This is a genomic window from Streptomyces sp. NPDC051286, from assembly GCF_044455345.1.
Taxonomy (GTDB): Bacteria; Actinomycetota; Actinomycetes; order Streptomycetales; family Streptomycetaceae; genus Streptomyces.
Map to the genome: position 1 here is coordinate 1 of NZ_JBITER010000023.1, position 25,173 is coordinate 25,173.

Consider the following 25,173-nt stretch of genomic DNA (forward strand, 5'->3'; position numbering starts at 1 on the left):
CGTCCGCCCGCGCTCGCGATCCAGTCGATGAGCTGGTGGGAGAACCCGGCCCCGTCCACCCTGAAGAGGATTTTCTGCCGTCGCCACCAGGGAAGTTGGGCCACCGCCCGGGTCAGGACGTCGATGTTCACGGCCGCGTCGTTGGCCGTCACGTTGCCTGGATGCAGCACGGCGGCGAGCTCTTCGCCGGTGTTGTCACAGGTGGCGACGAACACGTGATGGCCCAGGAAACCCTTGTAGGTGCCGTGGGCTCCTTCCTTCTCCGACGGCGCGGCGATCAGCGTTCCGTCACTGTCGATCACGGTCCAGCCCGTCAGCGGCACCCCTTCAACCTCGACCTCGGGGAAGCCTTCGGGGCGGTCACGGAGCAGACCCTGTACATGACGGCGTACTGCCGTGCGGGCCCGCTCGATCCGGCGCAGGCCCAGCTCGCCGACCTCCACGAGCGCCCGCCACGCGGTGGGAAAAGAGGCGACCGGGCCGAAGACCGGCCTCTGGTGCTCCAGTAGCCGGATGTCGCGGATACAAGTGGCCCCCAGTGTGATGGCCACCGCCAGATCGACCATCACCTGGCCCCGGTCGTGCACTGGCACGAAGCCCGGCCGGGCCAGGGCCGCCGACAGCGCACCGGTCAGACCCACCCGCTCCGCGAGCAGCCTCAGATGCACCCCGCCCACATGCCCGACCTGCCCCTTCCCATCCCCCGACATGGTCAGACCGCGTGTCCACTCGCTACTCTGCACGTGAAAGGTGCCCCCACCCGCTCATGATCCAAGCCTTAGACAAGCCGGATCATCGCAGGTCAAGGGGCACCTTTTCCATGCTATGACAGAACGTCACCGTCCTTGGAATTCGCGGTGAAACACCGAGGCTGGCCGCGCGAGCCGTCAGCTCCCGCACACCCAACGCGTCTGCCGCCGACCTCACATGCCGGGTGGTGAGCTTCCCCTCCCGACGCAGAGCCAGCAACCGACCAACCGCCCGGCCCCCGCAACGCCCGAACCGACACAGCCGGCAACGCCGCGTCCGAGCCGCCGCCCGCCCGTTCCAAGGCCGGCGGATATGTGTTCCTGATCCACCCGTCGATCACACCAACCCCCGCCCGCCGATGGATCAGAACTCACGAAACTGAGACAGCGTCATCCCTGCCGCGATAAACACCCAGGACAGCGAACCCCACACCGATCTCTCACGTCCATGACAGTGACCCCACGCCCCGAAACAGCCCCCGACCAGCATCAACACACCAGGACCCGCTGACTCTCACTACCACTGTCCCGAAACCGAGAGATCGCAATCAAGATCCGAGGCGTGCAGAGGTACCTGTGGCGGGCCGTGGACCAGGACGGCAATGTCCTGGACATCCTGGTGCAGAACCGGCGGGACACGGCCGCCGCGAAACGGTTCTTCCGCAAGCTCATGAAGGGCGCGGTGGCCCGGGTGGTGGTCATCGACAAGCTCGCCTCCTACGGGACCGCGCATCGCGAGGTGATGCCCTCGGTGGAACATCGCGCACAAGGGGTTGAACAACCGGGCGGAGAATCCCACCAGCCGACAAGGCAGCGCGAACGTGCGATGAAGGGCTTCCGCTCCGTCGGTGGGGCGCAGCGCTTCCTGGCCTCGTTCAGTCGAATCTCCCCGCACTTCCGCCCCGGACGCCACCTGATGTTCGCCCCCGAGCACCGCACCGCCATGAAGGACCGATTCACCATCTGGAACGAGATCACTGCCACCACCGGACACCTCGTCCCGATGGCCTGAACCACCGGGCAGAGCGGCCCGGAACGGCCCCGGCATGCCAAGAGCCGGAAGCCTCTCGCTCAACCTGACAATGCGGGGCCCCGGGGCGGGCACCCCGGGGCCCAGTGGTCAGACGCCGAGGCGGCGGGTGAGGGGACGGCGCAGGAGCAGGAGGACCGTGCCCGTCGCAAGGGCCGCGGCGGCGAGGCCGAGGAAGAAGCCGGAGCCGGGGACCTGGTCGCCGGAGGCCTTCAGGGCGTTGGCCCCGATGCCGCCGCCAAGCGCGCCCGAGAGCCAGAACAAGCCCACCATCTGGCTGACGAAGGTCGCCGGGGCGATGGCCGTGGAGGCGCTCATGCCGACCGGGCCGAAGGAGACCTCGCCGGCGGCGAGCAGCAGGAAGGCGAGCAGCAGCCAGAGCGGCGACACCTGGCCGCCGTCCGCGGCCAGGGTGGCGGCGGAGGCCATCACCAGGTAGGCGGAGGCCGTGGCGCCCATGCCGAGGGCGAACTTGGCGGCGGTGGACAGGCGGTCGCCCGCGCGGGTCCACAGCCAGGCGAACACCGGGGCGAGGGCGAGCACGAAGAACGGGATCGCCGACTGGAACCAGCTGGCGGGCAAGGTGCGGCCGAAGACCTCGCGGTCGGTGGCGTGCTTGGCGAACAGCGAGAAGGCGGAGCCCGCCTGCAGGAACAGCGCCCAGAAGACCGCCGAGACCAGGAACAGCCAGATGTACGTACGGACCCGGACCCGCTCCACGGCCGTCAGGACCGGGTTGCGCAGCAGCCGCCAGAAGCAGATTGCCGGGGACGCCACGGCCAGCAGGCCGACCAGGATCATGACATGGGGCAGCCGGAAGGCGCCGAGGGCGATGTCGGTGCTGTACGCGAGGACGACCAGGGCGACGGCGGCGAGCGCCACGCGCAGCACTCGGGTGCGTTCGGCGGGCGTCGCGGCGCGCTCCGGCGTACGGCCGACCTCCCCGAAGTGCCGGATGCCGCGGGCGTACTGGAGCAGTCCGGCGCCCATGCCGAGGGCGGCGACGCCGAAGCCGAGGTGCCAGTTCACGCCCTCGCCGAGCAGGCCCACGACGATCGGCGAGATCAGGGCGCTGACCTGGACGCTCATGTAGAAGAGGGCGAAGCCGGCGTCGCGCCCGGCGCGGTCCTCGCGGTCGTAGAACGCGCTGAGCAGCCCGGCCATGTTGGGCTTGAGCAGTCCGGTGCCGCAGGCGACGAGCAGCAGGCCGGGGTAGACGGAGCCAGTGACGGGCACGGCCATCGTCAGATGGCCGAGGGCGATGAGGACCCCGCCGTGCAGGACGGCGCGCTGGGCGCCGAGGATGCGGTCGCCGATCCAGCCGCCCGGCAGGGAGGACAGGAAGACTGCCGCCATGTACGCGCCGAACAGGATGCCGGCGTCGCCCGCGGCGAGGCCGAGGCCGCCGTGCGCGGTGTCCTCCGTCGCGTACAGGACGAGGATCGCAGTCATCCCGTAGAAGCTGAACCGCTCCCAGACGTCGGTGAGGAAGAGCGTGGTGAACCGACGCGGCCGGCCGGGCAGTACGGTGCGGCGGCCGGCGTCGCCCGCCGCGGGAACGGTGCCGGTCTGCTGGATCCGCTCGCCGGTGGCGGGCGGTCTGATCGGGGCGGCCATGGGTTCCTCCCTGCGGATGTCGGACGGTCGCCCGCCGAATCTGGCCGCGCCGGTTCGGGGACGGCTCGAGGATCGCTCGGGAGCGCGGCCGTAGGAGGTCGGGAGGCGAGGGGGGAGGAATAGCGCGGCGCCCGGCCGGGGGAGGTACCGGGCACCGCAGATCGAGGGGCGGGCCGACGCGCAGGGGGCCGGGCCGCACCCCGGTCCCCGGGGAGCCGGCCCTGCCTCGGGCGGTTTCCCGAGGGCGCCCGAAGGAGCGCGTCCTGAGAACTCGGCCCGAGGGCGCCCCGGCACGCACACCGGGAGCCGTTTCTCTCTCGACGGCAGGAAACCCGACTGCCCTCGGACCTCGCTCGGGTCCGGCTCGCCTGCAAGGGTCAGAAGTACGCCGGTGAGCGGTCGTCCGCCTTGGCGCGGAAGGCCCACCACTGCATCGCCTGGAAGGCGAGCAGCACCGGCAGCACGAGCAGCACCACCGGGCCGACGACGGCGAGCGTCGACGGGGCGGCGGCGGCCTCGGCCACCGACAGGTTCTCGTGCGGTCCTGCGCCGCTGATCAGGGCCTGCGGGTAGTGGGCGGCGCCAAGGAGCGGCACCGGTGCGAGCGCGGCAAGGCCGCTGACGAGCGGTGCCGAGGCGCGGCCGCGGGCCGCGAGCCGCGGGGCGAGCAGCAGGGCGGCGACGGCGGCCAGGAGGAGCACGGCCGCGGGTACGGGCCTGAGCAGTCCGGCGCGGGCGGTGCCGTCGGCGACGGCGGCCACCGCCGTGAGCACGGCGAGGCCCGCCACGACGGGCGCGAGCCGGCTGGCGGTGCGCGTGGCGCGCGCGACGAGCCCGCCCTCGGTGCGGACCGCGAGGAACACCGTGGCGTGCAGGGTGAACACGGCGACCGCGGTCAGTGCCGACAGGACCGGTAGGGGGCGCAGGAGCAGGCCCGGGTCGAGGGCGAGGTGCCCGCCCTGCAGCGGCAGCGCGCCGAGCAGGGCGCCGCCGAGCGTGCCCCAGGTCAGTGCGATCAGGACGCAGGTGAGCAGGACCACGGCGTCCCAGAAGCCCCGCCAGCGGGCGCCGGGCACCCGGCGGCGGAACTGCATCGCGGCCTCCCGCACCAGGACCGCGGCGACGCCTGCGACGACGAGCGGGTACATCCCGCTGAGGACGCTGGACTCCAGGCCGGGGAAGCCGCCGAGAGTGATGCCGGCGGCCGCGACCAGCCAGACCTCGTTGCCGAGGAAGAAGGGGCCGGTGGCGGCGGCGACGGTGTGCCGCTCGGCGTCGTCACGGGCGAGCCACCGGCCGACGATGCCGGTACCGAGGGTGATGCCGTCCAGGGCGAGGTAGCCGGCCAGGAGCAGCCCCAGGAGCGCGTACCAAAGGGTGTGCCACACAAGAGACTCCAGAAACGGTCTGCGCGGTGGGCGCGGTCAGGAGGTGCGTACGGTGGACGGGGCGTCGGTGCTCGGGCGCGGGAGTCCGGCGGCCGCGGCCCGCCCCTCGGGGTCGTCCGAACGGCCCGAAAGATCTGCGAGGTTGTCGTCCGGGCCGCGCCGCGCGAGGCGCAGCAGCAGCGCCCAGTCGACGAGCACCAGGGCGGCGACGAGGCTGCCGAAGACGAGCAGCGAGGCGAGGACGGTGCCGGCGGTGAGGCCCGGCGTGATCGCGTCCTTGGTCTTCAGGACGCCGTAGACGGCCCAGGGCTGGCGGCCCACCTCGCGGAAGACCCAGCCGGAGACGTTGGAGAGGTACGGCAGGACGAGTGCAGCGGTGAGCAGCCAGAGCAGCACCTTGCGGCGCATCAGATTCCGCTTGGCCAGGAACAGCACGCCGAGGATCGCGAGGGCGCCCATGAACAGCGCCCCCATGACCATGAGGACCTCCGCGGTCCGGCTGATCCCGGGCGGCAGGTAGGTGTCGGGGCCGAAGCGCGCGGTGAAGTCGCGGATCAGGCCCGCGGTCTCGGGCGACCGCTCGCCGTACTTGGTGGGTGTCTGCTCGACGGAGAAGCCGATCTGCCAGCCGCCGAGCGCGGCCGTCAGCGCGACGAAGACCGGGGCGAGCGGCAGGGCTAGCTTCATCGAGGACCAGAAGAACTCCTCGTGGCCGGTGCGCCGGCGCAGGTGCCAGGCGCTGACGGCGACGACGAAGAAGGAGCCGGTGACCATCGCGCCGGAGGCGATGTGCGCGGCCGCCGACAGGGCGTTGGTGTTGGTGAGCAGGGCGGTGAAGTCGGTGAGCCGGACCTCGCCGCCCACGATCTCGTACCCCACCGGGTGGTTGAGGAAGCCGTTGGCGGCGAGGACGAAGTAGACCGAGGACCAGGCGGTGAGCGCGAGCAGCCACAGGACGACGGTGTGGAGCACGCGGCCCATCCGGTCCCAGCCGAAGATCCACAGTCCGAGCAGGGTGGACTCGGCGAAGAAGGCGACCAGGGTCTCGATGGCGAGCGGGGCGCCGAAGACGTTCCCGGTGTAGTGGGTGAGTCCGCTCCACACCAGGCCGAACTGGAACTCCATCACGATGCCCGTGCCGATGCCGAGGGCGTAGTTGACGAGGTAGAGCCGGCCCCAGAAGCGGGCCTGCCGTCGGTGTTCGGCCTTGCCGGTGACGGCCCAGCGGGTCTGCATCACCACGAGGTGGGTGACGAGGCCCAGGGTGAGGGTGACGAAGAGGTAGTGCGCGATGGCCGTGATGGCGAACTGCAGGCGTGCGAGGACCAGCACGTCGTCCACGGGGTTGCCTCTCGGGGTCGGTGTACGGCGAGGGGGAGGTCGGCAGGACGGGCCGGCCTCCCCCGGGGCGGTTCGGTCGCTCCGTCAGTCCGGGCGGTTGCCGTTCTTGCCGCCGACCGTGTACGGGGTGGTGACGTTCTCGTACGCGACGTGCATGACCATGCCGAGCTGGGCGTGGGTGAAGTTGTGGCAGTGGTCCATCCAGATGCCCGGGTTGTCGGCCTTGAAGGCGACCTCCCAGGCCTCGCCCGGGCGGACCAGGACGGTGTCCTGCCAGATCGGGCTGCCGGTCAGCGGCTTGCCGTTGTGGCTGAGCACCAGCACATGGTGGCCGTGCAGGTGCATCGGGTGGTCTTCCTGGCCGCGGTTGAGGAAGCGGACGCGGATCGTCTCGCCCTCCTTGACCATCAGCATCGGGGCGTCCGGGAAGACCTTGCCGTTGATGGTCTGGCGCAGCGCGAATCCGCCGTTGTAGAAGCCGAGCCACTCGTCGAGGGTCAGGTCGAAGGTGCGGTCGAACGTGCTGCGCGCGTCGAACGGCTGGGCCGTCGGCTTGCCGTACGACATCTTGTCGAACTCCGGGCCGTCGAAGCGCGGTTCGAGGGTGCCCTTGCCGTCGGCGGAGAAGGCGATGCCCGCGGCCTTGGCGTCCTCGGAGGCGAGCCGGACCGGGGTGTTCGGCATGGTGAACTCGATGTCGAGGCGTCCGGCGCCGGCGACCACCAGGCGCCGGCCGGTCAGCTCACCGGGCTCGTTGATGTCCATGCCGTCGATGGCGGTGATCGTGTACGGGACGCCGGTCAGGCTGAACGTCCTTGTCAGGATGTCGCTGTTGACGAGCCGCAGGCGCATCTTCTGGCCGGGGCGCGCGGTGCGGTGGTCCAGGGTGTCGGAGGTGCCGAGGGCGAGCGTGGAGCCCTGGGAGGTGTCCCAGGTGTGGGCCTGGACGGTGACGTCCTGGTCGACCGGGCGAGTCTGCTGGGCCGGGTCGATGATCATCGGGCCGAACAGGCCGCGCTGCACCTGCTCGGAGGACGACTGGTGCGAGTGGTACCAGAAGGTGCCGCGTTCCTTGACCTGGAACCGGTAGGTGTAGGTGCCGCCGGGCGGCACGGCGTCCTGGGTGACGCCGGCGACGCCGTCCTCGCCGTTGGGGACGTCGAGGCCGTGCCAGTGGGTGCTGACGGGGGTTTCCTTGAGCTTGTTGACCAGGGTGATCTCGACGAGCTCGCCCTGCTTCATGCGCAGTTCGGGGCCGGGGATCTGGCCGTTGAACGTCCAGGCGTCGACCGTACGGCCCGAGGCCAGCTTGATCGTGGCCTCCTGCGCGGTGAGGGTGAACCGGCGGTCCGGAGTGCCGGCCCTGGGGCCCTTGAGCGTGTCGACGCCGACGGCCTTGGCGGCGGCCGTACCGGCCGTGTTTCCTGTGCCGTGGCCCGTGGTGCCGAGGGCGTTGGTGGTCGTGGCCGAGGCGCCGTCGTGTCCGCCGTGTGCCCCGTGTCCCCCGTGGCCTTCATGGTCGGCGGCGAAGGTGGTGCCGCCGCCGTAGTCCATCGTGCCCTTCATCATGGAGAAGGTGTCGGGGAAGCGGCTGCGCTGGGCTTCGAGGGTGACCAGGGTGCCGAGCATGCCGAGGATCACGATGGTCGTGCCGAGCCGTACCGCGACCCGCCGGCCGCGGGTGCGCTGCGGGGCGGTGGTACGGCCGGTCAGCCGGTCCGCCCGGCGGCGGGCCCGGAACACCGGCCAGCAGGCGCCGGCGATCAGGATCAGCCCGTAGGCCGGGTAGTTGAGGGCGGCGGAGCGGTCCGGCGGCAGGAACTTTTCGAAGAAGCCGCCGAGGGCGCCGAAGGCCGCCAGCTGCGGCGGGACGGTGATCCGCGGCGTGACCAGGGCGATGGGCTCCTCGGGGCCGCTGCGGCGGGCCGCCGACCACACCTTCGGGAGGCTGAGCACCAGCGTGGCGAGCACTCCGGGCAGGAGCAGCAGCAAGGTGGTGATGACGCGCCGGTCACCGACCAGTGCCCAGTTGATGCCGGCCATCTGGGAGAAGGTGAGGAGCCGCCCGGCGGCGAGCAGTAAACCGAGCACGGTGAGGACGACGGCGATACGGGCTCCGCGGCGCAGCCGCCGGGTGTCCGGGCGGGTGGCGAGCCGCCGGACGGTGAGCGCGGCCAGCAGCCAGACCGGGAAGAGCACCAGCGAGACGATGAAGTCGAAAATGGAGACGGCGAGATACATTCCTTGCTCCGATCAGTGAGACGTGCCCGGGGCGCTCACGGCCCTCGGGCAGGTCCCTCGACGGGTGGGGTGGTGGTCAGGCCCGGTCGACGGTCAGGGCGCTGGCTCCGCCGAGCACCTCGATGTCGTAGCGGTCCTCGGAGGTTTCGTAGGTCGGTCCGGCGAAGGTGGCCCCGCCGCCCGCGGCGCCGAGGTGCTGGGAGTCGAAGGTCAGCTGGGAGACGCCGCCCCGGACGGCGATCCGGGCGGCGACGTCCGGGGGACGGCGCAGGCTGACGTTGCTGACGCCGCCGGCGACCCGGATGTGCACGGTGCCGCGCGGCCGGGGCAGCGAGACGGAGACATGGCTGGCGCCGCTGCCGAGGTCGAGTCGGGTGAGGACCAGGCCGGAGAGGTCGGCGGTCATCCGTCCGGTGCCGCCGTCGACCTCGATCGCCCAGGCCACGGTGGGGTGGAGGGTGAGGCTGCCGCTGTGGCGGCGGGCGGAGAACGGGTGCAGCCGGCGCGGGTAGCGGACGGTGACGACGCCCCCGGTGGTGTCGATCTCCGGTACGAGACCGGAGAAGCTGCCCTGGTAGAGGTGGTCGCTGTCCTTGGGCTCGGCGGCCAGCGTGAGCTCGGACGCGCCGCCGACGAACTTGAGCAGTTTGGTGGTGGCCGCGCCGAGCGGGTTGCTGAAGGTCTTCTCCTGAGTGGTCATCGGTCATTCCTTCCGTTCGTGCTGTGCGTGCTGTGCGTTGCTGCTGGTGCTGGTGCTGTTCGTGCTCTTGTTGCTGGTGCTGCTACGGGTCGGGCGGTGCTGCTCAGGCGTGCGGGGCGCGGTCGAGGACCTGCGCCAGGACCTCTTCGAGCCGGGCCTGCGGCTCGTCGGCGGCGCCGGCCGAGCGCCAGGCCACGAAGCCGTCGGGGCGCACGAGCACCGCGCCGTCGGCGTCCACCCCGTAACGGGAGGCCCAGTGCCCCGCCGGGTCGGCGACGAACTCTCCGCCGATCCGGTACACGTCGAGGTCGATGCCGAGCCGCTGCGCGGCCGGTCCCGCGGCGTGCTCCCAGCCGCTGCCCTCGGGGCCGGTGAGGAGCACCGGCGCCTCGCCGAACAGGTCGAGGGTCGACAGTTCCTTGCCGCGGCAGCGCACGGTGGTGTGCGGGGCGCGGGTGCCGGGCCGGCCGAGCACGCGCGGGTCGAGCGCGGGCGGCAGCTCCGCCCCGGCCTCGGATCCGGCCTCGGCGCCGTCGCCGCTCTCCGGGAGCAGGGCGCCGCCCGGGTAGAGCTGGCCGAGGATGGTCGCCGCGTAGCTCGGCCGGCCGTCGTCGCCCTGGTCGTGCGAGCGCTCCTGGAGCTCGGCGAGCGCGTAGTCGATGGTGAAGCGGGCGACGGGGCGGCGCTCGGCCTCGTACGAGTCGAGCAGGGCGGGTCCGGCCGTGCGGTGCAGGATGGCGGCGAGCTTCCAGGCGAGGTTGTCCGCGTCCTGGATGCCGGTCGCGGCGCCGAAGGCGCCGGTGGGCGGCATGGTGTGGGCGGCGTCGCCGACCAGGAGGACCCGGCCCTCGCGGTAGCGCTCGGCGAGCCCGGCGGAGATTTCGAAGCCGAGGATCTTCTGTCCGGTCTTCTCGACCTGCACCTCCAGGCCCTCGACGGCGAGGTCGGGCATGCCGATCGCGGCGCGGATCGCCTCGATGCAGCGGGCCTCGTCGAAGTCCTTGAGGCGTTCGCCGCGCTCGGGGTGGTAGGGGGTGTAGAAGACCCAGCGGGAGCCGTCGAGCGGCATGAGCAGCGTGCCGGTTTCGGGCTGGTCGAAGTAACCGAGGCCCAGGTCGCGGCCGCGCAGCGGCTCGGTGAGGTCGGCCTTGAAGACCACGCTGACGGTGTGGATCAGGGTGCCGGGGCCCTCGACGGCGATGCCGGCGGTCTCGCGGACGGCGCTGCGCACGCCGTCGGCGCCGATCAGGTACTGCGTGCGTACGGTGGACTCGGCGCCGGTGGCGGTGTCGCGGAGGGTCGCGGTGACGCCGTCCTCGTCCTGCTCGAAGCCGACGAGTTCGGTGGACCAGCGCAGTTCCGCGCCCAGTTCGGTGGCGCGGCGGGCGACGATGCGCTCAAGGCGGTCCTGGTCGATGGAGCACCAGGTGCAGGGCGTGACCTCGGAGGTGAGCTCGGGGGCCTCGTCCTGCATGGGCGCGGAGAAGATCTCCGGGCCGGCCAGGGTCTCGGCGCGGACCATCAGCTTCTCGCTGAGCTCGGAGGTGAGGGAGCGGTCCGCGAAGATCTCCTCCTCCAGGCCGGCGGCCCGGAAGACCTCGACGGTGCGGGGGTTGATGACCCGGGCGCGCGGGTGGCCCAGGGCGCCGGGGTGGCGCTCGACCAGCAGCGGGCGGATGCCCCGGCGGGCCAGGAACAGCGCGGTCGAAAGGCCGACCACGGCGCCGCCGACGATGAGAACGGGCGTCTGCTCGGTGGTAGCGGGTGTCATGGGTACCTCTCCGTTCGGGACGATCGGTCAGGCGGGACGGTGGTGCCGGTGGACCACTCGGCCCGGGCCCGGTGGGAACAGCGGGCCGGTGGGCCGGAGGGCCGGGTCCGTCCGGACGGCCGTCGAGGGGTCGCGGCCGTCCGGGCGGTGGGTTTTGCTCAGGCGGTACGGGCGGTACTCAGGTCGTACGGGTCGTGCTCAGGCGGTACTGGGCTCGGCGACGCCGGGTCCGGCAAGCTCGGTTCCGGGCTCTGCGGTCTCCTCCCCGGCCTCGTCGTGGTGCTTGGCCTGCTTGGGCAGGAGCAGCACCAGGAGCAGGACCAGGGCGGTCAGGCCGATCTGGGCGAAGATGGTGCGCTGCAGGGCGGTGGAGAAGACCTCCCGGCGGGCGTCCTGTGCGGCGGCGCCGATGGCGGCGCCGGCCTGCGGGTCGGTGACCTGGGTCAGCGGGGCGCAGCTGGCGGGCTCGACGGTCGGGTCCTTGGACTTGGTGCGCTCGGTGAAGCAGGTCTGGAAGGCGTCGGTGAGCCGGGCCTGCTGGTCCGGGGAGACGTGGGTCTGGACGAGCGCGGTGCGCAACTGGCCGCCTGCGTCCTTGGCGGCGGTGTCGGCGGAGCCGCCGAGGAAGCCGATGAAGAGCGCGCCGATGATCGCGATGCCGAGGGCTCCGCCGACCTGCTGGAAGGCGTTGACCACGCCGGATCCGGCGCCGGCGTGCTCCGGCGGGACGTCGGTCAGGATGAAGTCCAGGATCGGCGCGATGATCATGCCCATGCCGAGACCGCCGACGAGGAGCGCCGGGAGCAGCGACCAGGAGCCGATCTCGGCGCCGCGCAGCTGGATGGTGAGGGAGATTCCGGCGAGGCCGGTGGCGAGCAGGACCGCGCCGATCACCATGACCTTGCGGCCCAGCTTGGCGGTGAGGACGGTGGCGGAGAGGGCCGCGCCGAAGCTGACGCCGAAGGACCAGGGCACTCCGGTGAGGCCGGCCCGCAGGGCGGAGAAGCCGAGGCCGTTCTGCAGGAAGAGGATGAAGATCAGGAAGTGGCCGATGGTGACCGCGAAGAACACCGTGTTGGCGACGATGCCGGCGGTGAAGGAGCGGCTGCGGAACATGGAGGGCACGATCAGGCCGGAGCGGCCCTGGTCGCCGAGGCGCTGCTGGTACGCCCAGAAGATCGCGAGCACCGGCACCGAGGCGATCATGGCGACGAAGGACCAAAGCGGCCAGCCGAGCTCGCGGCCCTGGACGAGCGGGACGAGCAGCAGCAGGAGCCCGACGGTGAGCAGGGCGGTGCCCACGACGTCCAGCTTGATCGACTCGGAGGAGCGCGACTCGCGGATGACGGCGGAGGCCGCGAGGAACAGCAGGATGCCGACCGGAAGGTTGATCAGGAAGACCATGCGCCAACCCTGACCGAACAGGTCGGCGTCGATGAGCAGGGCGCCGACGATCGGGCCGCCGACGGTGGCGAGACCGGCCACGCCGCCGAAGGCGCCGAGGGCGGCGCCGCGCTCCTTGGGCGGGAAGGCGGCGGTGATGATGGACAGCACCTGCGGCACCATGAGCGCGGCCATGGCGCCCTGGAGCACCCGGGCGCCGACCAGCATCTCCGGACCGGCGGCGAAGCCGCACAGCGCGGAGGCGACGGTGAAGCCCGCGACGCCTGTCAGGAAGAGCTTCTTGCGGCCGTACATGTCACCGAGCCGGCCGCCGAGGATCAGCAGGACGGCGAAGGAGAGCAGGTAGCCGGCGACCACCCACTGCACGGTGGCGTATCCGGTGGTGAGGTCGGTCTGGATCGACGGGATGGCGACGTTGACGATCGTGGAGTCGAGCAGGTCCATGAACGCGGCGAGGAGCACCACGATCAGTGCGACCTTGCGCTTCGGGTCCCCCTCGACGGGCGGGGCCGCCGCGGACGGGTTCGACATGGTGCACCTCTCTTTGATCTAGACTGACCAAGACAATCAGCAACTCGGATGCTTACTAAGCAGGAGTCTTCTCGACTCATTATCTCAGTTGCTGAGATAATGGCAAGGTAACTGTAAGGACGGGACGTATGTCAAGCGCGGAACGTGCGGAACGTGCACAACTGGCCGCGGCCGTGGATCAGCAGCTGCGTGCTCTGGTGAGCCAATCGGTGCTCTTCCACCAGGCGGTCGCCGACCGGCTGGGGCTGAGCGTCCTTGACCTGAACTGTCTTGGGGCGCTGGTGGCCCGCGGCCCGATGGCGGCCGGGCAGCTGGCGGAGGAGAACGGGGTGACCACCGGCGCCATCACCGGGGTCATCGACCGCCTGGAGGCGGCCGGCCACGTCCGTCGCGATCGGGATCCGAAGGACCGTCGGCGTGTCCTCGTCACGCCGATGCCCAACCTGGAGGCGAAGGTCTTCCCACTGTTCGAATCGCTCGGCAGCTCTCTTGCCGAACTGTGCGAGCGGTTCACCGAGAGCGAGCTGGAGACGGTGCTTGACTTCGTCCGGTCCGCCGCGCCGATCACCCACGAGGAGGCGGTGAAGCTCCGGGCCGGCAAGAACGCCGCCAAGGGCGCCAAGCGGGCGGCCGCCGCCAAGTGAGGCCCCGGCAGGGGCCGAGGCAGGTCCTGGTGCGGGCTGGTGCGTAACGAGCGTACGCACCAGCCGCCGCCCCGTCACCCGGGTATTGTGCCGACCACCAGACGCAGCGGCGTGCCGCTCGGCACCACCCCGGCAAACTCGAAGCCGGCGCGCTCGAACATCGCCCCGTACTCCTCGGCCGTACGCTCCCACCCGCCCATGACCAGCAGCATGTGAAGGTCCATCAGGGCGTCCCAGGGCGTCTCCGGTGGGTCGGCCACCAGCTGCTCCAGGAGCACCACACGGCCGCCCGGGCGGCCCGCCTTGAGGCAGTTGGTCAGCACCGTGTGGCAGGCGTCGTCGTCCCACATGTGCAGCACCTGGCGGATGACGTACACGTCCGCCTCCGGCACGCCCTGGAAGCAGTCGCCCGTCACCAGCTCGGTCCGCTCGGCCAGCGGGCCCTCGCGCAGCTCGGGCAGCGCCGCCGAGATGGCGTGCGGCCGGTCGAACAGCACACCCTTGACGTCCGGATTCCCTTCGAGCAGCGACTTCAGCAGGCTGCCGTGGCCGCCGCCGACGTCGCACAGGGTGTCCGCGCCCGCCAGGTCGAGGGCCGCGACCACGCCCGGGTTCATGGCCCGGGACTGCGCCGCGTACCCCTTCAGGCAGGTCTCGCCGGCCGCGTTGTCGTCCTCGTGGAAGTACGTGAACAGGTCCTTGCCGTACGTCTCCTGGAAGGCGCAATGGCCCGAGCGGACGCTCTCGGCGAGCTTGCCCCACATCTCCCAGCCCCAGTGCGAGCCGGTCAGCATGATGTCCGTCACCGAGCCCGGCGCGTCCGAGCGCATCGCCCGCGACATCTCGGTGTGGGCGTAACGCCCGGGTGCGGCCTGGCGGAAGATGCGGAAGCCCACCAGGGCCCGCATCAGCCGGGTCAGCGCGGGGACGTCCGCGCCGACGGCGGCGGCGATCTCCTCGACCGCGGCCGGCTCGTCGCCGACCGCGTCCGCGAGCCGCAGCTGGGCCGCCGCCTGCACCACGGCGCTCGCCCACATGCCCCAGCCGAGCTCCGCCACCGCCTGGGCGGGCGGCGGGCCGATCACGGGCGCGCCCTCGCAGGCGTCCACCCGGTCCTCTGTCAGATCACCCGACATCCTCAACCACCTTGATTCACAAGGACCTTGTCAGGCCCGGACGGATTCGATCAGTGCGATGGGGGCCCGCTCGTGGCCGGCCAGGGGAAGCCGACGGCAGTCGTCGAAGCCCGCGGCGGCGAGCAGCCGCCGGTACTCCTCCTCGGTGCGCGCCCGGCCGCCGGTGAGCACCATGAACTCCACGTCGTTGGCGTGGACATGGGAGGAGTGCTCGGTGTACTCCCAGTCGAGCAGCACGAGCCGGCTGCCCGGCTCCGCGGCCTTGGCGCAGTTCGTGAGCAGTTGCGCGGCCGCCTCGTCGTCGAGATCGCACAGCACGTTCTTGAGTAGATAGAGGCTGCCGCCGGCCGGGACCTCGTGCCGGAAGTCCCCGGCCACCAGCTCCACCCGGCCGGCCAGGCCGGCCTTCTCGAAGGTCTCCCGCGCGTGGCCGACCGCCCACGGCAGGTCGAGCAGCACGCCGCGCGCTCCGGGAACCTCCCGGAGCACCCGGGCGAGCACGGTGCCGGGGCTGCCGCCGACGTCCACGATCTCCCGCTCCCCCGCCAGGGACAGGCTCGCGACCAGCGCCTCGGCCGCCTCGACGGAGAGCGAGGCGCAGGTCTCGGCGTAGCTGCGGGCCTCGTCGGGGTGGGCGGCGTAGTACTCCCAGTGGTCCATGCCCCACACGGTCCGGGTGGCCGGGCAGCCGGTGCGGACCACGTCGGCGACGAGCTCCCAGGGGCGGGTCATGCCGGGCGCGTTGACGGCGATGCTGAAGCCGCGCAGGGACGGCACGTCGGACCGCAGCAGGTGTCCCGCCGGGGTGAGCTCCCAGCGGCGTGCGGCCCCGGACCCGGCGCCCGGCTCCCCGGCCTCGGCGGCCGGTGCGACCAGGCGGTGGAGCTCGCACACCCGGAGGAAGCGCTCCAGGCTCGGCCGGTGCGCGCGGATCGCCTGCGCGATCTCGTCGGTGGTGCGCCGGCCGTCGCCGAGCGCGTCGGCGATCCGCAGCTCGGCCATGCCGCGGGCCACCAGACCGGCGGACCACTGGAAGGGCCGGAGCTCCTGCAGCGCGGTCAGCGGGCTGAACGCGACATCCCGTTCGGTCCGTTCGGTCGCCGTCATCAGTGCCCGCCGTCGACGTAGAGCACGTTGCCGGTGATGTTGCCGTTGGCCGGGGAGGCGAAGAAGAGCGTGGCGTTGACGACATCCTGGACGGTGGAGAAGTGCAGGAAGGGCATCGCCTTGTTGAGCGCGGCGCGGGCCCCCTCGGCGTCGAGGCCGGCGACCCGGGCGCGTACCTCCTCGGGCAGCTTCTCCAGGAGCCCCTCCGTCACCACCGGGCCCGGCGCCACGCAATTGGAGAGGATGCCGTGTTCGAAGAGCTCGGTGCCCAGGGTGCGGCTCAGCCCGTGCAGGGCGGACTTGCTCGCCGCGTAACCCTCCGCGCCCTTCAGTCCGCGCTTCACGATCGCCGCCGACATGAACACGATCCGGCCGCCGCCGCGCGGCTTCATCGCCGGCAGTGTCGCCTGCACGGTGTGGAAGGCGCCCTCGACCTCTGCCCGCAGTGGCGGCAGCCACCTCTCGGCAGGGATCTCGTCGAAGGCGGGCGCGTGCGGGTCGGGGCCGCCGGAGGCCGAGGCGTTGACCACCAGGGCGTCGATACCGCCCCACGCGTCCCGTACCTCCGCGACCGCGCCGCGCACGGAGTCCGCGTCGGTCAGGTCGAGCCGTACGGGCAGCGCCTGCCCGCCGGCCGCCGCTATCTCGGCGGCCACGGCCTTGGCGTTCTCCACCCGGCTGAGATAGGTGAGCGCGACCTTGGCGCCCTCTTCGGCGAAGGCGCGGGCGAGCGGGCGACCGAGGCCGCCGCTGCCGCCAGTGATCAGTACGACCTTGTCCTTCAGGCCGAGTTCCATGGCAACTCCCGTCCTTTCCGGCGGTGCGCCGGTGTCGACACGTCAGGCCCGCGGCGCGCAACGCGGGCACCGCACCCCAGCTTGGAGATCGCGGCTGGAGTGTCGCTGGAGCGGCCGGGCCGCTCTCTCGAACGCACCGCCGCGAGCGCCGGTCCATCGGGATTCCAGTTCGGATTGAGGTCCGGTCCGGATAGTTCACCGGGCGTGCTCACCAGACCGGGCGCGGCCTCGACACCACCGGAACCACCTGAAGGGAACCGGCGCATGACCAAGACCCGTGAAGAGCAGGGATCACTGGACCTGAACGGCATCATCCAGCTCGGCATGGCGTTCGGCAGCGCGAAGATCCTGCTCACCGCGAACGAGCTCGACCTGTTCACCGTGCTGAGCGACAGCGGGCCGGCCACCGAGGAGGAGATCCGCACCAAGCTCGCTCTCCACGAGCGCGGTGCCCGGGAGTTCCTCAACGCGCTGGTGAAGCTGGGCCTGCTGGCGCGGGAGGACGGGCGTTACGGCAACACCAAGGCCGCCGACACCCACCTGGTCAAGGGCCGACGAACGTACGTGGGGCGCTTCCTCAGCCGCTCGAACAGCGTGCTGTACGGCGCCTGGGGCGGTTTCACCGAGTCGCTGAAGACCGGCGAGTCCCAGATCGAGGGCCACGGCGACGACAACATGTTCAAGCACCTGTACCGCTCCGAGGAGCAGATGCGGGACTTCGTCGCCATGATGGACGCGCTCAACTGGGCCGTCGGCCCGGAGCTCGCCAAGGCCTACGACTGGAGCAAGGTCAAGACCGTCACGGACGTCGGCGGTGCCCGGGGCAACCTGGCCGCCACCCTGATCGACGCCCACCCGCACCTGAAGGCCACCGTCTTCGACCTGCCGGCCGTCGAGCCGGCGTACGAGGACCACATCGGCGGCCTCGGCCTCAAGGACAAGATCGCCTTCCACGGCGGCGACTTCTTCGCCGACCCGGTTCCGGAGGCGGACGTCGTCATCATCGGGCACGTGCTGGAGGACTGGTCGCCCGAGCGCCGCAAGCAGCTCATCAAGTCGGCGTTCGACGCCCTCAAGCCGGGCGGCACCCTGCTGGTCTACGACCCCATGCTCGACGACGAGCTCAGCCCGCTGAACAACCTGCTGACCAGCCTCACCATGCTGGTCGTCACGCACGGCGGCTCCGAGTACCGGGTCGACGACTGCCGTGCCTGGATGACGGAGGCCGGCTTCGCGGAGACCTCCGCCGAGCTGCTCGACACCAACGACATCCTCGTGATCGGCCGCAAGAAGTAGCCCCACGCGTCACGGGCGGCACCTCCGCGACCTCGCGACCTCGCGAAGTCGCCATGGAGGGGCTGCCCGCGCGTGCTTATCCGCGCACCACCCCGAAGGGATACCGATGTCGATCGACGAGGCACCGCCGGCCTTCCCCTTCCCGGCGCCGGACACGTTCGAGCCGCCGGAGGAGTTCCGCCGGCTGCGCGAGCAGGCTCCGGTGGCCCGGGTGACTCTTCCCACCGGCGACCGGGCCTGGCTCCTGACGCGTTACGCGGACGTGCGCGCCGCCCTGGTCGACCCGCGGCTGAGCCGGGCCGCCGCCGAGGCGCCGGACGCGCCCCGGATGGGGAACACCACCCCCGGTCCCAAGACCATCCTCGGCATGGACGCCCCGGACCACTCGCGGCTGCGCCGCCTGGTGATGCAGGCGTTCACCGCCCGCCGCGTCGAGGCGCTGCGCCCGCGTGTCGAGCAGCTGGCCGAGGAGCAGATCCGTCTCGTCCTGGTCGCCCCGCGGCCGGTCGACCTGATGTCCTGCTACGCACTCAGCCTGCCCATCAAGGTGATCTTCGAGCTGCTGGGTGTGCCGTACGAGCACGTGGACCGGCTGCACGCCTGGAGCGAGGTCATCTTCAGCCTCGGCGGCCACAGCGTCGAAGAGGTCAAGGAGGCCCGCGGCGAGATCATCGGCTACCTCCGCGGGCTGATCGAGCAGCGCCGCGAGGAGCCGGCCGACGACCTGCTCAGCGTGCTCGTGCACGCCCGGGACGAGGGACAGCAGCTGTCCGAGGAGGAGCTGCTCGACTTCGCGATGATCATCATGACGGTCGGGCACCAGTCCACCGCCAACTCGCTGAGCACGGCGCTCTTCACGCTCCTTCACCACCCGGACCAGCTGGAGCTGCTGCGCAAGAAGCCGGAGCTGATCCCGGGCGCGGTCGAGGAGCTGCTGCGGTTCAATCCGTTCGTCTTCACCGGCACCCAGCTGCGGGTCGCCACCGAGGACCTGACGATCGGCGAGGCCGAGATCAAGAAGGGCGAGGCGGTGATCGCCTCGCTGGGCTCCGCCAACCACGACGCCGAGGTCTTCGCCGACCCGGACCGCTTCGACGTCGAGCGCACCCCGAACGTGCATCTCTCCTTCGGCTACGGCATCCACCACTGCCTGGGAGCTCAGCTCGCCCGCCTGGAGATGCAGGTCGCGCTGCGCACGCTCATCGAGCGGGTGCCGGACACTCTGAAGCTCGCGGTGCCGGCCGACTGGCTGACCTGGAAGACCGGGCTGACCGCCCGCGCGCTCGTCAATCTGCCGGTGACCTGGTGACCCGGGGGCGGCGATGAGCGAGCAGTGGCGGATCACCGTCGACAAGACCTGCCGCCGCAGCGGGATCTGCGCCGCTGCGGCGCCCCGGTACTTCTCCGTGGGCGAGGACCATCGCACCCGGCCGGCGGCCGGCCCGGTGGACCCCGACCCGAAGCTGATCGACGTCGTGGAGGCCTGCCCGGCCGAGGCGATCACCCTGACCGACCTGGCGACCGGCCGGCCGGTCGCCGCCGCCCCGGAGGCGGCCGTACAACGAGAACCGAGAGAGGTACGCCCATGAATCCTCAGCGCAGCACCCGCCGTTCCTTGCTCAGGAGGGCCGGCTTCCTCGGCTCGGCGCTGGCCGTCGGCGCCGCCGCCCCGGCCGCGGCGCACGACCAGGGACCGTACGACCAGGAGCGCGGCCGGCACCGCAAGGACCGGCGGCCCTCGCCGGTCGGCAGCTGGTCGGTGGTCGTCACCATCGAGGGCGTGCCCGACGTCGAGCACGCGCACTACTCGTTCGGCGCCGACGGACAGCTGATCCTGCAGACCCACCGGCACACCCACACCGGCATCGGCACCTGGGAGTGGACCGACGACGACAGCTTCCTGTACGTGATCCGGGGCCTGCGGTCGGACGCCGACGGCGGTCTGCTGAGCGAACTGCGGATCCGGCACACGGCGCGGTTCGGCGCGGACGGCACCTTCACCTCGGCCGGCACGGGGCAGGCCCTCGACGCCGGCGGCAAGGTCCTGATGGAAGTCCAGTCCACGGCGGTCGGCACCCGGTTCGGTGTCGACGGCTGACCGGCCGCGGCCGGGACAGAGCAAAGGAGAGTGCTGGCATGTGTGGCATCGCCGGCTGGGTGGACTTCGCAACAGATCTGCGTCAGGAGGCCGCCGTCGTCCGGGAGATGACGGCGACCATGACCCTGCGCGGCCCCGACGCCGGCGACGTGTGGATCGCTCCGCACGCCGCACTGGGCCACCGCAGGCTCGCCATCATCGACCTGGAGGGCGGACGGCAGCCCATGGTCGCCGAGGAGGGCGGCCGGGTGCAGGCGGCCCTGACCTACGCGGGCGAGGTGTACAACTTCCGCGAGCTGCGGGAGGAACTCGTCCTCAAGGGGCACCGCTTCACCACGCGCAGCGACACCGAGGTGGTGCTGCGGTCCTACCTGGAGTGGGGCGAGTCCTTCGTCGACCGGCTCAACGGTATGTTCGCCTTCGCGATCTGGGACGCGCGCAGCGAGGAGCTGCTCCTGGTGCGCGACCGCGTCGGCATCAAGCCGCTGTACTACCAGCTGCTTCCGGGCGGCGGGGTGCTGTTCGGCTCCGAGCCGAAGGCGATCCTCGCCCATCCGCAGGCGAGCCGCACCATCGACGCCGATGGGCTGCGCGAGCTGTTCGGCGGAGTGAAGGCGCCGGGCGCCGGGGTGATCGCCGGTATGCCCGAGCTCGCCCCGGGGCATGTGCTGCGGGTCTCCCGCGACGGGCACCGGCTGCGTCGCTACTGGCAGTTGGAAGCGCACGAGCACGCCGACGACCTGCCCACCACCATCCGTACGGTGCGGGAGCTGCTGGAGGACATCGTCACCCGGCAGATCGTCTCCGACGTGCCGCTGTGCACCATGCTGTCCGGCGGGCTCGACTCCTCGACGCTCACCGCCCTGGCGTCGCTCGCCAAGCAGCGTGACGGCAGCGGCAAGGTCCGCTCGTTCGACGTCGACTTCGTCGGCTACCTCGACAACTTCGAGCCGGACCTGACCCATCCCACCGCGGACTCGCCGTACGTCCGGCAGGTCGTCGAGCACGTCGGCGCCGACCACCGGCACATCCTGCTCGGCAACGCGGAGATGATCGACGCCCCGACCCGCCGGGCGGTGGTCCACGCGCTCGACTGGCCGGTGCTCATCGCCGGGCCCGGCTCCATGGACATCTCGCTGTACCTGCTGTTCCGGGCGATCCGCGGCCACTCCACGGTGGCGCTGACCGGCGAGTCGGCGGACGAGCTGTTCGGCGGCTACCCGTGGTTCCACCACCCCGAGTACGGGCAGCCCGGCACCCTGCCGTGGAGCCTCGCCCACAACCTCGGCATGCCGGCCCTGTTCGGCCCGGTCACCACCCGGGTCGACGTCCGCGGCTACCAGGCGGAGCAGTACCGGCAGGCCGCCGCCGCGGTGCCGCGGCTGCCCGGGGAGAGCGGCCGGGCCCGGCAGTTCCGGGAGTCGACGTACTTCTTCCTGACCCGCTTCATGCGCACCCTGCTCGACCGCAAGGACCGGCTCAGCATGGCCGTGGGCCTGGAGGTGCGGGTGCCGTTCTGCGACCACCGACTGCAGGACTACGTGTTCAACGCGCCGTTCGAGTTCAAGACCTTCGACGGGCAGTGGAAGAGCCTGCTGCGGGCGGCGGCGAAGGACCTGCTGCCGGAGGCGGTGCTCAACCGGCCCAAGACGGGCTATCCGATCTCCAACGACGCCGCCTACGACCGCTACGTCCAGGAGCGGTTCGCCAAGCTGGTGGCCGGAGGGGACTCGGCGGTTCTGCCGCTGCTCAACCCGACGGTCGTGGAGGATGTGCGCCGGGACGCGACGGCCGCCGCCGGTCTGACCCGGATCGAGATCGACATGGCGCTGCACCTCGACGAGTGGATCGCGGCGTACGGGCTCGACCTGGCGGTCTGAATCCTGGTCCACGAGAAAGCTCCCCGTCCCGGTCGGGACGGGGAGCTTCTTGTCGTACGGGCGGTCCCGCGTGGGGTCACGTCACCAGGCGACCGGGAGCTCCGCCGGCCGGCGGAAGGCCATCCCGGACACCCACCGCAGCTCCTCGGTCGGCACCGCGAGGCGCAGTCCGGGGAAGCGGTCGAGCAGGCCCTCCAGGGCCAGTTGCAGCTCCATCCGGCCGAGCTGGGCGCCCAGGCAGTGGTGCAGACCGTGGCCGAAGGTCAGATGCGGATTGTTCTGCCGCGCCAGGTCGACCCGCTCCGGCCGCTCGAAGACCTCCTCGTCCCGGTTGGCCGAGGTGATCGCCGGCAGCACCGCGTCGCCCTTGCGGATCACCGCCCCGCCGAGCTCGACGTCCTCGGTGGCGATGCGCATGGCGCCGGCGCCGCCGCCCGCCACCGAGAAGCGAAGCAGCTCCTCCACCGCGCCCGGCACCAGCGTGCGGTCGGCGACCAGGCGCGCCCACAGCTCCGGGTCGCGCAGCAGCGTGATCAGCGCGCCGACCAGCTCGCCGGTGGTGGCGTGGTAGCCGGCGACGAGCAGGGTGTGGCCGAAGGCGAGCAGCTCTTCCTCGGAGAGCCGGTCGCCGTCCTCCTCACGGGCCTCGATGAGATGGGTGAGCAGATCGTCGGCGGGCTCCTTCGCCTTGGCCACGATCAGCTCGCCGAGATAGCCGTCGAGTCCGCGCCTGGCCTCCATCACCACGTCCGGCGAGTGCGCCGATATGGAGAGCATCACGTCCGACCAGACCCGGAACCGGTCCTGGTCGGCGAGCGGCACCCCGAGCAGCTCGCAGATGACGGTGATCGGCAGCGGCTGCGCCAGGTTGGCGATCAGGTCGGCGGGGGCGCCGCCGGCGGCCATCGTGTCGAGCAGCCGGCCGGTGATCTCCTTGACGTGCGGGCGCATCCGCTCGATGTGCCGCGCGGTGAAGGCGCGGGCGACCAGCTTGCGCAGCCGGGTGTGCTCGGGAGGGTCCATGGTGAACAGCGACTTGGAGCCCTTGGCGACGGGCAGCAGCCGGGGCGCGTCGGGCTCGGTCAGCGCCGCCTTGCTGAACCGCGGGTCGGCGAGGACCTGCCGTACGTGTTCGTAACGGGTCACCAGCCAGGCCCGGTGCCCGGTCGGCAGCGTCACCGGCGCGACAGGCTCCGTGCCGCGTAGCTCGGCGTAGGCGGGGGCGGGTTCCAGCGGGTCGGGCACGGGCAGCGGGAACGTTCGCTCAGGACTCTCGGCGGTCATGCGTCCTCCTTGGGAACTGTTCAACGGGCGTTCATTCGGGGGATGTTCGGGCGGCGGCGCGGCCCGGACGCGCTGGACGCCGCTCCGCGTGCGGAACGGCGTCCAGGCCGTGTCTTCTGGATCGGGGGACACACGCGCTACAGCACGGCGTCCGCGAGGCGGTCGAGCTGGCAGGGGTCGGCGTCGCAGGGCATGAAGACGATCTCGTCGCAGCCAGCGTCCTGATAGGCCGTCACCGCCGCCCGCAGCCGGGACAGTTCGGTGAGCGCCATGGTGACGATCGACTCGGCGCGGCCCGAGAAGGCGTAGTAGTCCGTCAGATAGCGCTGGGCCAGCCGATCGGCGCGCGGGCCGAGCGAGAAGTAGAGCAGGGTCATCAGGTGCGGGCGGCCGGTGCGGCCGTGCCGGCGCCAGGCGGCCTCGACCCGGTCGGCGTTGGCCCGGTAGCCGCTGGGCGAGCTGCCGCCGGCGATCCAGCCCCGGCCGTACTGCGCGGCCCTGCGGAAGGCGGCGGCGGAGGTGCCGCCGAGGATCAGCGGCAGCTCCCCCTGTGGGGCCGGGCCGACGGCGCCGCCCGGGCGCTCGCCGCGCCAGGTCTCCCTCAGCTCGGCCAGCATCGTGTCGAGGAGCTTGCCGCGCGCGGCGGGGTCGACGCCCGAGGCCGTGAAGTCGTCGTCGCGGTTGCCCGCGGCGAGTCCCAGGGTCAGCCGGCCGCCGCCGATCCGGTCGAGGGAGGCGATCTGCTTGGCGAGCAGCGGGGTGTTGTTGCGGTACGGGGCGGTGAGCACCGTGGTGGCGAGGCCGATGCGGTGGGTGACGGCGGCGGCCGCGGTGAGGGCCACCAGCGGGTCGTAGTTGTCATACACCAGCCGGTCGAGCACACCGAGGGTGGAGAAGCCGTGCCGCTCGGCCTGCCGGGCCCAGTCGGTGATCCGCTCCCCCGCGGTGTCGGGGACGGTGGCGGGCAGTCCGACGCCGATCAGCACGGCCGGCCTCCTTCGGCGAACACGGCGAGCTGCTCGGCGACCCGCGCCGGGGTCGGCCGGCGGGCGTTGTCGTCCCGGATCTCCTCGGCCGCCTTGCGGTACGAGGGCTGGTCGAGGAGTGCGAGGACGGCGGCCCGCAGGCCCTGCGGGTGGGCCTCGTCCCGGGTGAGCGAGAGTCCGGCGCCGGTGGCGGTGAACCGCTGCGCGTTGAAGGTGTGGTCGATCAGCTGGGGCACGACCAGTTGCGGCAGGCCGTGGGCGAGGCCGGTCAGGATGGTGCCGGCGCCGCCGTGGGCGACGACCAGGTCGCAGTGCGGCAGGACGCAGTGCAGCGGCACCGACTCCAGGACCTTGGCCCGGGCGGGCAGCTCGCCGAGCAGCGGGCACTGCTCCCCCGCGACCGCCACCACGATCCCGGCGTCAAGGGCGTCCAGGGCGGCGGCGACCTCGCCGGCGAGGACCATCGAGGGGTCGAGGCGGCCGACCGTGGTGCCCCAGGTGACGCAGACCCGGGGCCGCCGGCGCTCTGCGGGCGGCAGCGGCACGGGCACCCGGCCCGCGCCGTTGTACGGCACGTAGCGCATCGGCAGCCGGTCGAGCGGGCCCGGCCTGGACTCCTCGGGCACCTGCATCGCGGGCGGGCAGATGTCCACGGTGAGCGCCCCGAGGGCGTCCGGGGATTCCTGGCTGTCGAGGCCGAAGCGCGCGAACAGCGGTGCCAGCGCGCGTTCCTCGGCCTCCAGGGTGGCCTGCCTGTGCATCAGGTCGGCGCCCCAGGGCATCCGTACGGCACGGGCGCCCGACGCGGCGGCCGCGAGCGGCCCGGCGTACGCGGTGGGTTCGTGCACCACCAGGTCGGGGCGCCAGGCCCGGGCGAACGCCACCAGGTCGTCCGCCATGGCCTCGGCGAGCTCGGCGAAGAGCGTCACCGCGCGGGGCCCGCGGCCCGCCGGGCCGGCCGTCCGGCCCGGGATGTAGTCGCGGATCCGGGCCACCGCGTCGAGGTCGCGGCCGACCTGCGCGTACGGCAGTCCGGCGGCGGTGACGTGCGCCGCGAGGCCGGGCGGGGCCGCCACCCGTACCTCGTGGCCGGCCGCTCGCAGTGCCCAGGCGAGCGGCACCATGGGGTAGAAGTGGGTCGGCCAGGCCCAGCTGACGAACAGCACACGCATC

21 protein-coding genes are annotated in these 25,173 nt (G+C 71.9%); 7 read left to right on the forward strand and 14 right to left on the reverse strand.

Translation table 11 applies throughout. The annotated features are described in order from the left end of the window. Positions 1–710: transposase (locus tag ACIBB8_RS22750; protein ID WP_398954827.1), on the reverse strand; the 710-nt coding region annotated here is incomplete at its 3' end. A 586-nt stretch (positions 711–1,296) separates the two neighbouring features. Here ACIBB8_RS22750 and ACIBB8_RS22755 point away from each other — a divergent pair. Beyond that, the gene (locus ACIBB8_RS22755; protein WP_398955027.1) at positions 1,297–1,761 is read left to right on the forward strand and encodes a transposase; all 465 of its coding nucleotides are present in this window, start codon (positions 1,297–1,299) and stop codon (positions 1,759–1,761) included. Between the two features lie 108 nt (positions 1,762–1,869). Here the strand turns inward: ACIBB8_RS22755 and ACIBB8_RS22760 are convergent, their stop codons facing one another. The 7 genes from ACIBB8_RS22760 to ACIBB8_RS22790 all read right to left on the reverse strand — a co-directional run bounded on the left by ACIBB8_RS22760 (position 1,870) and on the right by ACIBB8_RS22790 (position 12,772). Continuing rightward, positions 1,870–3,396: a peptide MFS transporter gene (locus ACIBB8_RS22760; RefSeq protein WP_398954829.1), complete on the reverse strand. Its 1,527-nt coding sequence runs from the start codon at positions 3,394–3,396 to the stop codon at positions 1,870–1,872. Between the two features lie 377 nt (positions 3,397–3,773). Beyond that, positions 3,774–4,784 (reverse strand): cytochrome d ubiquinol oxidase subunit II, encoded by a 1,011-nt coding sequence (locus tag ACIBB8_RS22765; RefSeq protein ID WP_398954831.1) that lies wholly within the window; start codon positions 4,782–4,784, stop codon positions 3,774–3,776. A 36-nt stretch (positions 4,785–4,820) separates the two neighbouring features. Beyond that, on the reverse strand, positions 4,821–6,125 hold the full coding sequence (locus ACIBB8_RS22770) for a cytochrome ubiquinol oxidase subunit I (protein WP_398954834.1): 1,305 nt from the start codon (positions 6,123–6,125) through the stop codon (positions 4,821–4,823). An 84-nt stretch (positions 6,126–6,209) separates the two neighbouring features. Continuing rightward, on the reverse strand, positions 6,210–8,366 hold the full coding sequence (locus tag ACIBB8_RS22775; protein ID WP_398954836.1) for a multicopper oxidase family protein: 2,157 nt from the start codon (positions 8,364–8,366) through the stop codon (positions 6,210–6,212). 76 nt (positions 8,367–8,442) lie between these two features. Beyond that, positions 8,443–9,066, reverse strand: a complete 624-nt coding sequence (locus ACIBB8_RS22780) for a hypothetical protein (protein WP_398954838.1) — start codon at positions 9,064–9,066, stop codon at positions 8,443–8,445. Between the two features lie 103 nt (positions 9,067–9,169). Beyond that, a complete protein-coding gene (locus ACIBB8_RS22785) occupies positions 9,170–10,837 on the reverse strand; it encodes an FAD-dependent monooxygenase (protein WP_398954840.1) in 1,668 nt (555 codons plus the stop codon). 198 nt (positions 10,838–11,035) lie between these two features. Beyond that, positions 11,036–12,772: an MFS transporter gene (locus tag ACIBB8_RS22790; RefSeq protein WP_398954842.1), complete on the reverse strand. Its 1,737-nt coding sequence runs from the start codon at positions 12,770–12,772 to the stop codon at positions 11,036–11,038. 128 nt (positions 12,773–12,900) lie between these two features. On the opposite strand from ACIBB8_RS22790, the gene ACIBB8_RS22795 reads away from it, so the two are divergent. Beyond that, positions 12,901–13,416 carry a MarR family winged helix-turn-helix transcriptional regulator gene (locus tag ACIBB8_RS22795; RefSeq protein ID WP_393307450.1) on the forward strand — a complete coding sequence of 172 codons (516 nt, stop codon included), beginning with the start codon at positions 12,901–12,903 and terminating at the stop codon, positions 13,414–13,416. A 74-nt stretch (positions 13,417–13,490) separates the two neighbouring features. Here the strand turns inward: ACIBB8_RS22795 and ACIBB8_RS22800 are convergent, their stop codons facing one another. From ACIBB8_RS22800 to ACIBB8_RS22810, 3 genes are read right to left on the reverse strand one after another with little or no spacing between them, the layout of a single operon-like run. Beyond that, positions 13,491–14,552: a methyltransferase gene (locus ACIBB8_RS22800; RefSeq protein ID WP_398954844.1), complete on the reverse strand. Its 1,062-nt coding sequence runs from the start codon at positions 14,550–14,552 to the stop codon at positions 13,491–13,493. A gap of 30 nt (positions 14,553–14,582) precedes the next feature. Next, positions 14,583–15,659: a methyltransferase gene (locus tag ACIBB8_RS22805; protein WP_398954846.1), complete on the reverse strand. Its 1,077-nt coding sequence runs from the start codon at positions 15,657–15,659 to the stop codon at positions 14,583–14,585. Further along, positions 15,659–16,456 (reverse strand): SDR family NAD(P)-dependent oxidoreductase, encoded by a 798-nt coding sequence (locus ACIBB8_RS22810; protein WP_398954849.1) that lies wholly within the window; start codon positions 16,454–16,456, stop codon positions 15,659–15,661. The genes ACIBB8_RS22805 and ACIBB8_RS22810 overlap by 1 nt, the downstream gene beginning before the upstream one ends. A 264-nt stretch (positions 16,457–16,720) precedes the next feature. Here ACIBB8_RS22810 and ACIBB8_RS22815 point away from each other — a divergent pair, with 264 nt between their 5' ends. The 5 genes from ACIBB8_RS22815 (at position 16,721) to asnB (ending at position 21,730) form a co-directional block, all read left to right on the forward strand. Next, positions 16,721–17,752 (forward strand): methyltransferase, encoded by a 1,032-nt coding sequence (locus tag ACIBB8_RS22815; protein WP_398954851.1) that lies wholly within the window; start codon positions 16,721–16,723, stop codon positions 17,750–17,752. A gap of 106 nt (positions 17,753–17,858) precedes the next feature. Further along, entirely contained in the window at positions 17,859–19,061 is a 1,203-nt protein-coding gene (locus tag ACIBB8_RS22820) for a cytochrome P450 (protein ID WP_398954853.1), read from the forward strand. 13 nt (positions 19,062–19,074) lie between these two features. Beyond that, positions 19,075–19,341 carry a ferredoxin gene (locus ACIBB8_RS22825; protein WP_398954855.1) on the forward strand — a complete coding sequence of 89 codons (267 nt, stop codon included), beginning with the start codon at positions 19,075–19,077 and terminating at the stop codon, positions 19,339–19,341. Beyond that, positions 19,338–19,850, forward strand: coding sequence for a hypothetical protein (locus ACIBB8_RS22830; RefSeq protein ID WP_398954857.1), 513 nt, complete (start codon positions 19,338–19,340; stop codon positions 19,848–19,850). Before ACIBB8_RS22825 ends, ACIBB8_RS22830 begins: the two co-directional genes overlap by 4 nt. A 38-nt stretch (positions 19,851–19,888) precedes the next feature. Beyond that, entirely contained in the window at positions 19,889–21,730 is a 1,842-nt protein-coding gene (gene asnB / locus ACIBB8_RS22835) for an asparagine synthase (glutamine-hydrolyzing) (protein ID WP_398954859.1), read from the forward strand. A gap of 81 nt (positions 21,731–21,811) precedes the next feature. Here the strand turns inward: asnB and ACIBB8_RS22840 are convergent, their stop codons facing one another. From ACIBB8_RS22840 to ACIBB8_RS22850, 3 genes are all read right to left on the reverse strand, one after another. Next, positions 21,812–23,014 carry a cytochrome P450 gene (locus ACIBB8_RS22840; RefSeq protein WP_398954861.1) on the reverse strand — a complete coding sequence of 401 codons (1,203 nt, stop codon included), beginning with the start codon at positions 23,012–23,014 and terminating at the stop codon, positions 21,812–21,814. A 137-nt stretch (positions 23,015–23,151) separates the two neighbouring features. Then, the gene (locus ACIBB8_RS22845) at positions 23,152–24,000 is read right to left on the reverse strand and encodes an LLM class flavin-dependent oxidoreductase (RefSeq protein WP_398954863.1); all 849 of its coding nucleotides are present in this window, start codon (positions 23,998–24,000) and stop codon (positions 23,152–23,154) included. After that, positions 23,994–25,172: a nucleotide disphospho-sugar-binding domain-containing protein gene (locus ACIBB8_RS22850; RefSeq protein WP_398954865.1), complete on the reverse strand. Its 1,179-nt coding sequence runs from the start codon at positions 25,170–25,172 to the stop codon at positions 23,994–23,996. The genes ACIBB8_RS22845 and ACIBB8_RS22850 overlap by 7 nt, the downstream gene beginning before the upstream one ends. Position 25,173 lies beyond the last annotated feature (1 nt).